Below are 14,035 nucleotides of genomic sequence, written 5' to 3' on the forward strand. Positions count from 1 at the left end.
TTTGCGCCACTCGCCATCGGCGCGTTGGCCGCGCCACTACCATCTGGTGGTCGCGGTTTTTTGGCAACCAAACGGAGAGCAAGCGCAATGACGGGACCCACCCGCTGTCCACTGTGTAATATCCAGCCCGCAAACGGAGTCATCGAGCACCTGGAGCACGATCATCGACGCACCGACGACGAAGCCCGGGCCCTCCTGGAGCGCAGCATGGAGGGGACTCTGGGGTGGGATCCGGAGACCCGCAAGCGGAAAAACTTGCTGTCTGCCCGAGCCTTCAGGCGATTTCAGCCTCGCGACTGATCCAATACTCGGCGAATCCCTGCCTTATTCGCGCTCGAGCTACGCAAATCCGCCGTTCCAAGATGTCGTCAACTCGCCTTGGCGGCGACGGCTGAATCTTGGCCCGGTAAAAGCTTCGCCTGTCTTTTGGATAACGCCTGGCGCTTGACCTCTGGAGCAACTTTCCGGGTAAACTCCCAACTCCGTATTGGCCGATCGCGGCCAGGAGGCGCGGATGGAGCACGCACGCAGCAAATGGTTGGTGCTTGCCGGGTTGTGGCTCGCCACGGCGATGCTCTTCGGTGCCGCGCTGGCCACCGGTGGCCTCTTCTACCATTCTATTTCGGTAGCCTTTCATATCAGTCGCCAAGCCGTCTCTTTGATCTCCAGCTTGCCTTCGGTAGGGGTCTGCCTGGGCTCGCTGATCGCCGGCGGGTTGCTCACTTTCCTGGATCCCAAGCCGGTTATCATCATCGGCCTGGCGCTGGTGGGGATTAGTTTCGGTACCCTCGCGATAGCCCCGAGCTTCCCACTGCTGCTGCTTGCCTACGGCGCCGTCGGCGTCGGGGTGGGCATCGGTTGCGTGATTCCGGTCTCCCTCATCATCCGGGCCTGGTTTGGCGAGCGCGCCGGCTTCGCCTTAGGCTTGACTATGACCGGCGCGGCGTTTGGCGCCGCCGCGGCGGTTCCGTTCATAACTTATTTCATCACCCATTACGATTGGCGGGTGGCCGAAATGGCGCTGGGAGTACCCTTCATCTTCCCCGTGATTCCGATTGTCGCTCTGCTCCGCAGCCGGCCGGCGCAGGCCCGAGTCGGTACGGCTCCTCCCATTGCGGAGCGCGGCATGGAGGTTGGCGCAGCGCTACGTACTCGAGAATTCTGGCTGGTGGTCATAGGCCAATTCAGTTTCGGCTGGATCGCCAATAGCATCCTGGGCCATCTCGTCTCCTATCTGACGAGTATCGGCTACGGCTTGAATCGGGCCGCGGCGGCTTTAAGCGCGGTGCTGCTGTTGACCGCATTGGGCAAGGTAATCCTTGGCTACCTGGCCGATTGGACCGGTAGCCGCTGGGCGATGGCGACTGCCTTCATGGGTACGGCGATTGGCCTGTCCCTGCTCCTGAATGCGTCGCGCCCGGCTTTTCTTTTGCCGGCGATAGTGGTTTACGGCTTATGTTGGGGCGCCCCGCTGGCGTTGCTGCCGCTGCTCACCATGCAATCGCTGGGGCTTAAGCGCTTTGGTGCTATCTCGGGCTTGACCAGTATCGGCTTTACTTTGGGCAGCGCGCTGGGACCGCTGAGTGCGGGACGGATTTTCGACCGCACCCACACTTATACGGCGGCGCTGGGCGTCAACATCGCGGTTGCGCTGATTGTCGGCATGGCTGTGCTGGCCTGCCGGCCGCTTTACGCCCCGATGGTACAGCAGGCGTTGCCGCGTTCCGCGGCCTGAGCCTGTCGGCGACAAACGTGGGTTTGCGCGAACGACTTCGGAGCCCAACTCGCTCGCTTTGCTCCAGACTTTTCAAGGTTGATAGCCGTGCCCCCGGAGATTTGCGCAGCACCGCTGGGTGTCGCGAGCCCCGTCGTCGCCGCCAAGAAAAAGTTCAGGGGCAAAGAGAAGTGGCGTTTGGCCGACAGCACGACGTCGCGGCGGGAACTACTCCCCGTGGGTGAACGCTTCTCCAGCGGCCTTTGCGATTCTGTCAATTTCGCCGGGCGGCCGGCGAGTGACCGAAAAGCCGCGGAGCTAATCCGGTGTCGACAGCGAGGGCGCGAAGAATTGTGGCGTCAGGTAGCCTGTGATGCCGTTGATGCGGCCGGAGCTGACAAAAATCTCGCCGTCGCGCGGATCGAGCGCCAATCCGCCCGGTTCGATGATCTGGGTATCGGCGCCGCGGATGATCCCGCGGGGCGCCACGTCCCCGTTGTCGGTCTCCTTCCAGATCCCGATAAAGCCCAGCGGCCCGGGTGCGAATTCCGAAATCGGCCCCTTGCATCCGGGCATCGGGGCATGGCCGCCCGGATCGTAAGGCATCCGGTAGGCGGAGTTGAGCGCGGTGGCGTAAATGATGCCGTGCCAGGCCTGCACGTGCCAAACGCCCAATAGCCCCGTGGTTGGGCCGCTGATAACGCGCAGCGGCGCGACGTCGCCGTTGTCGGTGCGCTTGAAGATGTACAGCCCACCGTGATAATGCGCGTCGCGGGCAGCCGCGATCACCAGATTGGTTTGCGGATCGACCGCCACTCCCGCCGGCAATCGCATGCCGGTGCGGGCGCTGGAGATGACGCGAAGGGGCGCCACGTCACCGTTGCCGAACAGTGGGTAGGCGGCCAGCCGCGCGCCGCCGAAATCGGCGATCCAGACTTCGTTATGCACCGGATCCACCGTCACTTGCAGCGGTTGATGAATTCCGGTGTGCGGTCCTTGAATCACCCGCAACGGCGGGATGTTGCCGTTGGCTCCGCCGCGAAAGAAGACCAACGAGCCAGCCAGCGGTTCGGCCGCGATGATCAGGTCGTGAATCGGATCGTAGGCGATCCCATGAGCGACGCGGGTGAGTTTGGTGCGCTGTCCTTCGATCGCGCGGGCTGCGTTGAGATTTCCACTTGCCACCCGGGCAAAGGCCGCGATACGCGGATCGGTCACTCAATTGGGCACCAGGATTTCATCGCGCCGCGAATCGTAGGCAAGCGCCATCGGATTGCCAAAGTCGGTATGGCCGGCGTCCGCCGGGGCGTTGCGAATAACTCGGCTTGGGGAGACGTCACCGGTTGCGGTGCGGGGGAAAATCTCCGCAGTGTGGCCGAAGTTGGCCACCCACAGCTCGTCGCGCGCGGGGTCGTAAGCTACCCCCATCGGATGGTCGATCAAACTGCGCGCCCCGCCCAGTACTCGAATCGGTGCGACGTTACCCACGCCGGTACGGGCGAAGACCAGGACATTATTGCCCACCGTGTTGGCCACGAAGATCTCGTCGTGACGATTGTCAACCGCGATCGCGCTGGGCCAGTTGAGCTGGGTCAGGTTGCCTTGGATCATCCGTCGTGGCGGGACGTTGCCCTTGGCGTCGTCGGCGTAAACCGTGATCGAAGGCGGATAATAACGGCCGCCGCGATTGTCGTCGGGGTCCCAGTTGCCGCGGTTCCAGTTGCCGTGGTTGACTGTATAGATCTCGCCGTTCTTCTCCTCCCAGAAGATTCCGTGGGGGTCGGCCAGCTTGGTGCGTTCGCCGCGGATGGAGCGCAGCGGCGGATCGACCTGGGTGGCGTCGAGCCGATAAAATATGATCTGCGGGGTGTGCTCGATCGAGATTGCGAGTTGGCGATACTTTTGGCTTACCGCCAGTCCATAGGCGCCGTGCGGAATCGCCAGTACCTGGGCGGGGTAGTTACCCTCGGCCGTATAGGGAAAGCGCGCGATATCATCGCCATAGTCGTTTTCCGCGACATAGAATTCGTGCCGAACCGGATCGATCCCCACCCCAGTCGCGAACGATAGCCAGGTCGCCGGCCCTTTGATCCAAGCGCGGTAGCGCGTGGGCATGCGATCGGCGGGATCGGCCTTGACCCCGAGGGGATAGACTAGTGCGCTCTTGAGATTGGTGTCGCTTAAGACCGCTAGGCCGTTCTTGGGGTCGATCGCGATGCTGTTGAACTCAGGATAGGGATCGGCCAACTCCATGCAGGGCTGGATCGGACCGCCGGGGATGCTATCGACGATCTTTTGAAATTTGGCCGATTCCACCGGCGCCGCGATCTGTGGGATGGCGGGAACCTTGGCGCCCAATTGGAGCTGCTCGGCGGCCGGCGCCGTTTGTCCCATGGCAAGACCATTCCAGCGCAAGTGGCACATCGTGACCGCTAGGTATCCGATCGCGGCCAGGGAACAGGCTACAGCCAAGCGGGGCTTGCTCATCGATCCTATCTCCCTTTCACTTTGCGACGTTTGCAGTCTGTCTATCGCTTTCCACCCCTGGGTTGGCTATCCGAAAATGTCGTCAGGGCGCGGCCGAGGCCAGCGCGGGTTGCAGTTGGTCGCGTCCCTGGGCCGGGCGCACCATCCAGGTGCACAGCGCGGCTAGCAGGCAGTAGGCGACCGCGAGTTGGAAGGCCAGCATGTAGCCGCCGGTGGCGTCAGCCAGCCGCCCGGTCAACCAGGCCGCGGCCGCGGCGCCCAGTTGTCCGGCGGAGTTGGTCGCGCCGTTGATCGTACCCAGACGGCGAATGCCCAGGCTCTGGATGATGATCAGCGGGACAGTGGGGCCGGTGGCGCCGAGGGTGGAAGCGTAGAACAGCATGTATACCAGCATGATGGGCGGATACACGGCGGTGCCCATCAGTCCCATTACCGCTACTCCCAGCAGCAAGCAGTTGACGATCAGCACCCACCTCGGATCGAACCTGTCGGCGGCCCAGCCGGTGATGATAAGTCCGGCGGGCAGCGATAGATTTTGCAGCCCCAGCAAGGTGGCGGAGCGCTGAGCGCCGAATCCCAGGCTCATTAAATAGGGGACGACGTGGAAGTAAACCGCGCCCATCACCGCCAGGAACAGGAAATTGAGCAATATCAGCAGCCAGAAAGCCGCGGTGCGCATCGCGGCGCCCAGCTCCAGACCCGGCTCGCTGGTGCGCGCCTTGGTCACACGCAGTTGCGCGCTCGGTGGCGGACGCAGCAGGATCAAGTCGATACCCAGGCCGAAAACTAGAACCTGCACGCCCACCAGCGCGATCGACCAGCGCCAGCCGTAACGCAGGGCGAGAAAAGAAAAGAGCGGAGGGTTGTAAAGCAGGCCCAGAGCCAGCCCGCTGAACACGATTCCGATAACCAAGCCGCGCTGCTCGGCGAACCATTCGCTGACCAGCACGATCGAGGGCAGCATGGTGCCGGCGGCGGCGCCCACTCCGATCAGGCAATAGAGCGCAATCAACTCACCTAAACTGCGCGCTTGACTGGCGAGCAGCAAGCCGCCGCCTGCGAGCAGCGCCCCTGCCGCCATCAGCCAGGGGATTCGGACCCGGTCGCACAGCCATCCTGCGATCGGCGAGGTCAGCGCGACCATCAGCAAAAAGACAGTCGGGATCCGCGCGACCTGTTCGTGGCTGGCGGCGAACTCCCGGATTAAGGGATGAAAGAAGACCTCCATGGTTCCGGTGCACGAGGCCCAGAACATGCTTTCGATAAGGAGCAATCCGGCGATTACTGGCCACCCCCGGCGGATTTCCTCGCTCATCCCCAATCCCCCATGCATAGCGCACCAAACCTTCCCCAGAGATGGCGCACCGCTGGGCGCGGCTAGATCGGCTCGAAGCCGCGCAGGTGCGGAATCACTTCGCTGGCGAACAGCTTTATCGAGCGCATCACGTCGTCTTCCGCCAACGAGCCGAAGTTGAACTCGCACAACAGTACGTTGAACAGTCCCTCGCGGGCCGCGGCTTTGATTTGCGCGGCCACGGTATCGGGAGCGCCGATGAAATATAGATCGTTTTCCAACAGGTAGTCGGGATTCTGCAGGTTGCGGATAATTTGCGCCCCGCCTGGCTCGCCGCGTTGCTCGAATAGCCGGGCGATATTGTTCATGTTGGCCTGCGCCGCATCGGGGTTGCCGCCATTGGCGAGAAATTTACGCAAGGCTTCCAACGCATTGGGCATCGCACGCTCGCGGGCGCGCTGGTCGGTTTCATCGACGTAAACCAGGGTCAAATAGGAAATCCGCGGCTTGCGCGTCCAGCCTTGCGCGCGCCATCGGCGCAGATACTCGGGATAGCGCCGCGCTGCTTCCTCACGCGGGAAGAAATAAAAATAGCCGGTGTCGATTCCGCGCTGGGCGAGCACTTCCAGGGTGCGCGGGTCACGGCTTTGCAGCCAGATCGGCGGATGAGGTCGCTGCACCGGCGGCACCGCCAGACGGACGTTTTTTACCTCGAAAAATTCCCCTTTGAAGCTGAAGGGTTCGCCGTCGGGGGTTTTAAAGGCGGTTGCGATGAGTTCCAGGGCCTCCAGGGTCACGTCGCGGCGCAGCTCGAAGTCAACGCCCCAGGTGGTGAGCAGGCTGGGGACAATACCGGAGACCAGGCCAACGATCAGGCGCCCGCCGATGGCCTGATCCAAAGTAGCGATCTCCTCCAGCAACCGGATCGGATGGTGGAGCGGAACCACAAAGCCCATCGGCCCTATCCGCAACCGCCGGGTATTGAACCCCGCTCCCATGCAATAGACGGTGGGTTGCGACATCAGGCTTTCGATAGGGTTGAAATGATGCTCGACCGAGAAGCCATAATCGAAGCCGCTGCGGTCCGCTAGTGCCAGCTCGCGCCACAACAGCTCGTAGCGCTGACCGGCGCTCATGCCGTACTTGTGCCAGCAATGGGAGAAGTGGCCGAACTCCATATGCGCGCTCCTTTTCGGCCCGGTTCAGCCGAATTGCCCGCGGTCAAGTGCTCGGTGAATGGCACCGTCATCATAGTCCTATGCCGGGATTTTGCGAGAGCCGCGCCCGGGCGGCCAAGGTTGGAATAAACCGCCAATTAATCTATGTTTTCAGCCGCGGCGCAGTGGTACGCCGCAATCCCGCGGCCGGATCGGGAGAGACGTCATGAAACCGAGCCTAATTGCAGTACTGCTGGGAGTTTTGATTCCGGCCGCGGCGCTGGCGCAAAGTGCGCGTGATCTGACCAACGCGGCCGCCAACCCCAGCCAGGTAATTACCTATGGCATGAGCTATAGCGAGCAGCGCTTCAGCCCACTGACAAAAATCAATCGCGCCAACGTCAAGCGGCTAGTGCCCGCCTGGTCCTACAGCATGGCCAACAACTACGGCGAGGAAGCGCAGCCGCTGGTTTACCGCGGAGTGATCTATATGACCGACTCCGACAAGACGGTGGCGCTTGGCGCGCTCAGTGGCAGGGAGCTGTGGAAAGTCCCGGTCAATTATCCCCCCGAGACCAACCGCCGGGTTTGTTGCGGGATTGTCAATCGAGGCGCCGCGCTTTATCAGGGCAAGCTGTTTCGCACCACTGAGGACGGCCACGTGGTCGCGCTGGATGCTCGCAGCGGGCGCGAGCTATGGAATGCGGCCTCCAGCAGCGCCGACAATCGAATCGTGATGACCGGCGCGCCGCTGATTGCCGACGGCGTGGTGATTGTCGGGGTCTCCGGGGCCGAGTACGGCATCCGCGGCTATCTTGACGGTTACGACGCGCAAACCGGCAAGCGACTCTGGCGCCACTATACCGTCCCTCTGCCCGACGAACCCGGGGCCAATAGTTGGCCCGATAACGCCGCTCATGCCAGCGGCGGCAGCAGTTGGACCACCGGTTCCTATGACCCCGAGCTGGGGCTTGTGTACTGGGGAATCGGTAACCCCGCGCCCTGGAACCCGTTGCTGCGCAAAGGGGATGATCTCTACACCGATTCAATCATGGCGCTGCGGCCGCGAACCGGGCAGATGGTTTGGTACTACCAGACCTCGCCCAACGATCCCTTCGATCACGACGGGGTCAACGCCCTGGTGCTGGCGGATCTGAAGGTCGATGGCAAACCGACCAAAGTCGTGATGCAGGCCAGTCGCAACGGCTTCTTTTACGTGCTGGATCGTCGAACCGGCAAATTGTTGGCCGCCAACCCATACGTCAAGGTAACTTGGGCCGATCGCGTTGATCTGAAGAGCGGGCGTCCGGTGTGGAGCGCAGCCACCCAGTCCGTCATCGACGGCACCGCCCAGATCACCACCTTTCCCTCGATCAGTGGTGGCACCAACTGGTTTCCCATGTCCTACAGCCCGCTGACGGGACTGGCTTACGTCAATACGCTCAATATTGGCATGCAGTATCAGCCGCTGCCCCGCGACACCATCCGCAGCTTCAAACCTGACCAGCCCGAGTTTGGCATTCGGTACCATCCCGTGTTCCCCGATCCTAACGCGCGCGGCTACCTGAAGGCGATCGAGCCGATGACAGGCAAAGCTCGCTGGCAGACGCCGTTCAAAAGTCCCAACTGGTCGGGTACGTTGGTGACCGCCGGGGGCTTGGTCTTCACTGGCGAACTGACCGGACAATTTATTGCCGTGGATGCGGCCAGCGGCAAGATCCTGTGGAGCTTTCAAACCCCCTCGGGAATTATCGGCCAGCCGATCACCTGGGAGCTGAAGGGAAAGCAGTACGTTACTGTACCCAGCGGAATCGGTGGGGTGTACGTGATGCACACTCCCGATGCGAACCTGAGGCACGTTCCGCCCGGCGGTACGCTCTGGACTTTCAAGTTGTTCGACGATTGAAAATGGGCAAAACACGACTGACGATCGTAGTAATGGCGCTAGTGTTTGGCTTGGCGCCCACACTGGTCTGGGCCGCCGACGGAGCTGCTAACAAGGCCCAGGTCGAGAATGGCGAGCAGGTTTACGAGACCTACTGCGTCAATTGCCATGGTCCGGAGTTGCAGAATAACACCGGCGTAGCCTTCGATTTGCGCCGCCTGCGCGCCGACGAGCACCAGCGCTTCGTCCATTCGGTGCTCAATGGCAAGAATGCGATGCCGGCCTGGAAAGGAATCCTGACCAATGACGATCTAAACGCGCTGTGGGCCTATATCCGAGCCAACGCCTATCCCTGATACGGCGGGCGGTCACGAACCTGTGCAGGGGCTGACGCTTTCCACCGGATTGGTGGGGTTCTCCTGCCAGTCGAGGTAACTCAGGTAGTACAGCGACACGTTGCTGTAGCCGGCATCGATCAAAGCGGTGGCGGCCAGAGACGATTTCGCTCCGTCCTGGCAATAAACGATGATCTGCTGATTAGGGTACAGTCCAAAGTTGTCGAAAATTGCCAGTAGCTCGGGGGGCGAATCCAAGAACGACAGTTGAGGGTTATCCTGTTGCGGCGTCAGTAGATCGGCCACTGGCAGGTTGCGCGCCTCAGGGATGTGCCCGCCGCGGGTGATCCCAGGCAGCAGCAGGCAGCCATCGTACTCGGCCGGCGTGCGAACATCGATTAGCGCGACGGAGGGATTGCCAAGCGCCGCCGCCACGTCCTGTTGGAACACCAGATGGATTGGGTTGTTTTGGATATTTACGCTGAAGGTGACCGGCCTCGGTGTCGCCGGTGGCGTGGTCGTTAACAGCCCCTGCTGGATGAGCGGCAGTAGGGCGTTGTATCCGCCGTTTACGATAAAAGTTTGGCGCACTCCGAAATAGGCCAGCAGAAAGCGCGCCCGCGAGGCGAACTTCATCTCGCCGTCGTCGTACACGATGGTCTCCTGTGCGCCTGTTATCCCAAGGGCGCCGAACAGGCTGGCCCATCCGCTGTAGTTAGTGAAGGCTCCGCGGGTTTGGCCAAGGGCGGTGATCGCATCGACGTCGAGCGCGACCGCGTTGTTCACGAAGCCAGGCTGGGAGACTTCCAGCGCGCTTTGCGCCGAGAGTAGCACTATGCCGGGTTGCCTGAGCGCCGCTGGCAGTTGCTCGGCGGCTATCACGTAGGCGGAAGACAGCGAGGATGGGCTGGAAGTAAAGCCGGAATCGGAGCCGCAACCGATCAAAAAAAGTATCCAAAGCGGCAGCAGCATCCAGGCGGTTTGTAAGCTAAGCCAGCGTTTGAGCGACATCAGCGAAGGGTGCCAATTAGGTGTGCGCCAAGTCAACCGGATAAAACACAGGCCCGGCAATCGAAAATCGCGGTGGAAGAATTGCCAGGCGCGCCCCGGTTGTCAGCCTCAAACGCGCAACGCGGGCATCACCCGTGTCGCGAACAGCTCCAGCGAGGCCAGCGATTGGGAGGCATCGAGGCTGCCGAATTTCATGTTGCACATCAGATAGTTGGCCCGGCATTGCTCGAGTTGCGAGCCAAGTTCACTCGCTACTTGCGTCGGGCTGCCGGCGATAATCGTACCGGCTTGCCGCGCGGTGGGATAATCGTGATTAGTGCGGCGGTCATCGACGCCGAAATGGACCCACAGCTTCTGAATGTTGGCGACGTGGGTTTTGTGCGCCGCCGCGGCAATCTCCTCAGCCTCGCGATCGGTAGGCGCGACGTAGATCAACCGCATGATCGCCGCCTTGCGCGGCCCCGATCCAACTTTTGCGTGATTCGGTTGCTCGAGGGCTTCGCGATATACGGCGATTGCCTGCCGCGCCAAGGCGGTGGGGCCGATCATGGCTAAGTTCATTCCCTGCTCGGCGGCAAAACGCGCGTTGCGCTCCGCCATTCCCCCGTACCACAGCGGCGGATGCGGGGTTTGCATTGGGCGCAATTCCAACGGCACCTGCGTGAAGCGAAAATACTCGCCGCGATGGTGCAGCACCGGGTGAGTCAACCCCTTGAGCACCACCTCGAAGGCCTCGGCGAAAAGCTCCCGGCTCTCCAGTACCGGGGTGCCGAACAGCGCGTGCTCGAAGGGCGAGATGCCACGCCCAACACCCACCTCCAGGCGGCCGGCGCACAGATGATCGAGCATGCAGATCTCGTTGATCAACCGCAGCGGGTTGTAGAACGGGAGCAAATAGACCATCGCGCCCAGCCGCAGCCGTCGGGTACGTTGCGAGGCGGCAGCCAAGAACAAGCTGGGCGAGGGGGTCATCGAAAGCGGCGTGGAATGGTGTTCGGCCAGATGAAAAGCGTAAAAGCCGGCTTGCTCGGCGCGCGTGAGAAATTCCAGATGTTCGTCGTAAAGTTGGCTCAGAGCGGCGCTTCCGCTGCTGCGCTCGATATGACTGAACAGCGCGAACTGTAGTTCTCGCCCGTACTCCGCCATGGCTCAATCCTCCTCACCGCCGGCTTGCCTCACTTGCCGCGAGATGTTGCAGGTGGTTATGCCCCTGCCACCAAGAAAAGCCTCCGCACCCTATTCCCTGGGTTTATCTCATCTCTTAGCTCGCTCTGGCCAGGGAGCAGGTTGAGGGCGTGGGCACGGCCTACTCTGATCACGGTCGAATGGGCGCGCGCAAGCCGGCAGCGTCGAGTGGAAGCGACCCCCTAGGTGGCGTGGCTGGAGTCTCAAAGCGGCGAAGCAATAACCTTTGCAAGGGACCGTAACCTGACGGCACACTGCTGCTGGCAGCCACCGCACACCGGCGCGTCATTGCGGTGAACTTGCGCTGACGATCGCGCTTGCAGCGCTAGATCGTCAGGCCATGAAATGGAGTTACCGCTCGCTCACCGTCGAGATCGGCTCGGGACCGAAGAAGTTAGGGACCAGATAGCTCAGCACGCCGTCGTATCCGCCATCGGTAATAAACACTTCTCCGTCCTTGGGATCGACACTGATGCCGCCAAGATCGATATATCGGGCGGTCACCCCGTGAATGGTATAGAGCGGCGGCACGTCGCCCTTTTGATTTAGACCCCATACGCCGATGTAGCCGTCCTGACTGCCCACCACCAGGATATCCGGCGGCGGGCCGTCGCAACCCTTGCGCGGGGCAAATGCGCCGGCGCCATAAGAGGGAATCCAGACACGGTTGCTGACGTTGACAAAAATTTTACCGTTCGCGACTACCAGATTGCCGGCATCCTTGATACCGGTGTGAGGACCGGCGATTATCGCCCGCGGCGCGGTGTCGCCCTGGGCCGTGCGATCGAAGATCAGCAAACCGCCGTAGGGCCAGCCGGGGACAAGGCCGTGGGTATGGGTGGAGGCCACGAGCAAGTTATGCGCTGGGTCATTGCCCAAGCCGAAGGCCCCGCTGTATCTGGAGCTTGCCGTCCCCAGCAGCGTGTGCGGCCCGCCCAACACCCGCAAAGGCGCAACGTTTCCTTTGGCATCAATGGCGAAGGTCGAAAGCGTATGAGTGGTGTTGTCAAGCAGCGAGATCTCGCGATGGGGGTCGTCCACCACCAACGCCCAAGGTGCAACTAACCGCGTCTTTGGCCCCTGAATGATGCGAATTGGGGCGACGTCGCCGTCGGCGTCTCCCCGATATACCGTAACCGCGCCAGCCGAGGCCGAGCTGGCAAAAATCTCATCGCGTGCCGATGAGTAACCGATACCGTGGCCGGTCTTGGTCAGTTTGGTCTTCTGTCCGTGGATCACCCGAAGGGGTCGTGCCGCGCCGCTCGCCATCCTGGCGAAAATCCCGATACGGGAGTCGGTGTTTCAATTTTTGACCAGCAACTCGTCGCGGCCGGGGTCGTAAGTGAGGTTAAAGGGCAGGCTGACGCCCACCACCGGGCTACCCGCCGGGGCGCTGCGAATAATCCGCGTCGGCGAGGCGTCCCCGTTGGCGGTCCGGGCAAAGGCCATCGCCTGATGCCCATAGTTGGCAACCCATAATTCGTCGTGCATCAAGTCGAAGGCCACCCCGGTCGGGGTCTCGATGCCGGTATGGGGTCCTCGCAGCACTCGGATCGGCGCCATGTCGCCCGTAGCTGTACGCTTGAAGATCAACACCGAGTCGGCGCCCAAATTGGCCACCGCGATCTCGTTATGAACGGGATCCACCGCGACTTGAAAGGGCCAATTGAGCTGGGTTTGAGGCCCCTGGATCACTCGCTTGGGGCGCGCGTCGCCCTTGACCCCGTCGTCGAAGACGGCGATCGAGGGAGGAAAGAAATGGCCGCCGCCGGTATAATCGGCGTTCCAATAGCCAGGGTTCCAGTTTCCGTCGTTGGCGATTACGATCTCGTGGTTGACGTCATCCCAGTAAAGACCGCGCGGATCGGCAATCCCGGTATGCGGACCGCGGATTTCGCGCAAGGGCGGTTCGCCGCCAGTGGCGTCCAGGCGAAAAATCATGATGATGCCGAGGTCTTCTTCGGCCAGCGCCTTCTGACGCAGTCGCAAACTCAAGCCCAGCCCCGAGCCGCCCACCGGAATCGCCAGCGTGCTGGCGGGATAGTCGCCGTTGGCGCCGTAAGGAAAGCTGCCCAGCGTTTCGGCGATATCGTTGTCGCTGAAGAAAATTCGGCGCGTTTCCGGATCCAGCGCCACCCCAATGGGTGAATCGACATGCGTGGCTTCGCCCTTGAGCCGCGCCAGATAGGGTGTGACGCCGGCTTGATTGGCAGCCGTCTTGTTCCGGTCGTAAACCAGCAGGCTGGCCGAACTGTTGTCGGCGATCACTACCAGATTATTTTTCGGATCCACTGCCATCTGAGCGAAGGTTGGGTAGGGATCGTAAATCATGCGGCAGGGTGCGATGGACCCTCCACCGGCCTGAGCGAAGACCGCATCGAGGTTGAACTGCGAGGCGCGAGCGTGGTCCGCATGGGTGGGGGCGGCGCCTACGTCACCGCTCGCGACGAGGGTAACGCACGACATCACGAGAGCCAGGAAGACCAAAGACGTCTTGCCACGTACTTGGTTCATGGGTTCCTCCGTGCGGACCCGCTTATGATGCTTGCTGGGAAGTTGCATTATTTCAGCCAAGCCCGCTTGTCAAACGTTCTTGACCTATTTTTCCGCAAGCCCTGGCTGAGCATCGGTGCCAGCCTCAATTGGTTTGATCGCGACCTGGGGCGACCCGCCACGACACGGCGGCAGGATTTGGGTGTGGTAAAATTGCGGGAAATGTCGTGTTGTGTCGCAAGCTGTCCGTCTCACTAGCTAGATGCCGCCAATTGTAGGAAAATGATTGCTATATATCCTTGACAGGTCGGAAATTGAGCTTTAGCTGCTCGCCGCACTTTCGGGATATTAAGAGGATGGCGGTACGGAAGCCGGCGATGCTCGACCAGGCGCGCCAATTCGGCGATTGGAGAGCTGCGCCCGGCAACCGGTTGCGACCGACTCGCTCCGAGCGGTCATCCACGGTGCTGCCCT

General features: G+C 61.6%; 11 protein-coding genes. 3 read left to right on the plus strand and 8 right to left on the minus strand.

Features of this window, described 5'->3' with window-relative positions; genetic code table 11:
- The first annotated feature begins 514 nt into the window (after positions 1 to 514).
- The gene (locus VKV28_04435; GenBank protein HLH76037.1) at positions 515 to 1,735 is read left to right on the plus strand and encodes an MFS transporter; all 1,221 of its coding nucleotides are present in this window, start codon (positions 515 to 517) and stop codon (positions 1,733 to 1,735) included.
- Positions 1,736 to 2,032: 297 nt separating this feature from the next.
- Here VKV28_04435 and VKV28_04440 read toward each other — a convergent pair whose 3' ends face one another.
- The 4 genes from VKV28_04440 to VKV28_04455 form a co-directional block, all read right to left on the minus strand.
- Positions 2,033 to 2,932, minus strand: coding sequence for a hypothetical protein (locus VKV28_04440; protein HLH76038.1), 900 nt, complete (start codon positions 2,930 to 2,932; stop codon positions 2,033 to 2,035).
- Positions 2,933 to 4,201 (minus strand): hypothetical protein, encoded by a 1,269-nt coding sequence (locus VKV28_04445; protein ID HLH76039.1) that lies wholly within the window; start codon positions 4,199 to 4,201, stop codon positions 2,933 to 2,935. It lies immediately after the preceding gene.
- 82 nt (positions 4,202 to 4,283) lie between these two features.
- Entirely contained in the window at positions 4,284 to 5,516 is a 1,233-nt protein-coding gene (locus tag VKV28_04450; protein ID HLH76040.1) for an MFS transporter, read from the minus strand.
- 62 nt (positions 5,517 to 5,578) lie between these two features.
- The gene (locus VKV28_04455) at positions 5,579 to 6,673 is read right to left on the minus strand and encodes an LLM class flavin-dependent oxidoreductase (GenBank protein ID HLH76041.1); all 1,095 of its coding nucleotides are present in this window, start codon (positions 6,671 to 6,673) and stop codon (positions 5,579 to 5,581) included.
- A gap of 205 nt (positions 6,674 to 6,878) precedes the next feature.
- On the opposite strand from VKV28_04455, the gene VKV28_04460 reads away from it, so the two are divergent.
- Positions 6,879 to 8,558 carry a PQQ-dependent dehydrogenase, methanol/ethanol family gene (locus VKV28_04460; protein HLH76042.1) on the plus strand — a complete coding sequence of 560 codons (1,680 nt, stop codon included), beginning with the start codon at positions 6,879 to 6,881 and terminating at the stop codon, positions 8,556 to 8,558.
- Positions 8,559 to 8,560: 2 nt separating this feature from the next.
- Positions 8,561 to 8,893 (plus strand): cytochrome c, encoded by a 333-nt coding sequence (locus tag VKV28_04465; protein HLH76043.1) that lies wholly within the window; start codon positions 8,561 to 8,563, stop codon positions 8,891 to 8,893.
- Positions 8,894 to 8,905: 12 nt separating this feature from the next.
- Here the strand turns inward: VKV28_04465 and VKV28_04470 are convergent, their stop codons facing one another.
- From VKV28_04470 to VKV28_04485, 4 genes are all read right to left on the minus strand, one after another.
- Positions 8,906 to 9,844, minus strand: coding sequence for a rhodanese-like domain-containing protein (locus VKV28_04470; GenBank protein ID HLH76044.1), 939 nt, complete (start codon positions 9,842 to 9,844; stop codon positions 8,906 to 8,908).
- A gap of 147 nt (positions 9,845 to 9,991) precedes the next feature.
- Entirely contained in the window at positions 9,992 to 11,029 is a 1,038-nt protein-coding gene (locus tag VKV28_04475; GenBank protein ID HLH76045.1) for an LLM class flavin-dependent oxidoreductase, read from the minus strand.
- 390 nt (positions 11,030 to 11,419) lie between these two features.
- Entirely contained in the window at positions 11,420 to 12,337 is a 918-nt protein-coding gene (locus VKV28_04480) for a hypothetical protein (protein ID HLH76046.1), read from the minus strand.
- 33 nt (positions 12,338 to 12,370) lie between these two features.
- On the minus strand, positions 12,371 to 13,582 hold the full coding sequence (locus VKV28_04485; GenBank protein ID HLH76047.1) for a hypothetical protein: 1,212 nt from the start codon (positions 13,580 to 13,582) through the stop codon (positions 12,371 to 12,373).
- Positions 13,583 to 14,035: the final 453 nt, after the last annotated feature.

Source organism: Candidatus Binataceae bacterium (genome assembly GCA_035294265.1).
GTDB lineage: Bacteria > Desulfobacterota > Binatia > Binatales > Binataceae > DATGLK01.

What these genes read in the sequence shown, in the direction of transcription:
- VKV28_04435 (HLH76037.1), top strand. Translation starts at nt 515, where the DNA reads ATGGAGCACGCACGCAGCAAATGGTTGGTGCTTGCCGGGTTGTGGCTC.
- VKV28_04445 (HLH76039.1), bottom strand. Translation starts at nt 4,201, where the DNA reads ATGAGCAAGCCCCGCTTGGCTGTAGCCTGTTCCCTGGCCGCGATCGGA.
- VKV28_04450 (HLH76040.1), bottom strand. Translation starts at nt 5,516, where the DNA reads ATGAGCGAGGAAATCCGCCGGGGGTGGCCAGTAATCGCCGGATTGCTC.
- VKV28_04455 (HLH76041.1), bottom strand. Translation starts at nt 6,673, where the DNA reads ATGGAGTTCGGCCACTTCTCCCATTGCTGGCACAAGTACGGCATGAGC.
- VKV28_04460 (HLH76042.1), top strand. Translation starts at nt 6,879, where the DNA reads ATGAAACCGAGCCTAATTGCAGTACTGCTGGGAGTTTTGATTCCGGCC.
- VKV28_04465 (HLH76043.1), top strand. Translation starts at nt 8,561, where the DNA reads ATGGGCAAAACACGACTGACGATCGTAGTAATGGCGCTAGTGTTTGGC.
- VKV28_04470 (HLH76044.1), bottom strand. Translation starts at nt 9,844, where the DNA reads ATGCTGCTGCCGCTTTGGATACTTTTTTTGATCGGTTGCGGCTCCGAT.
- VKV28_04475 (HLH76045.1), bottom strand. Translation starts at nt 11,029, where the DNA reads ATGGCGGAGTACGGGCGAGAACTACAGTTCGCGCTGTTCAGTCATATC.
- VKV28_04480 (HLH76046.1), bottom strand. Translation starts at nt 12,337, where the DNA reads ATGGCGAGCGGCGCGGCACGACCCCTTCGGGTGATCCACGGACAGAAG.
- VKV28_04485 (HLH76047.1), bottom strand. Translation starts at nt 13,582, where the DNA reads ATGAACCAAGTACGTGGCAAGACGTCTTTGGTCTTCCTGGCTCTCGTG.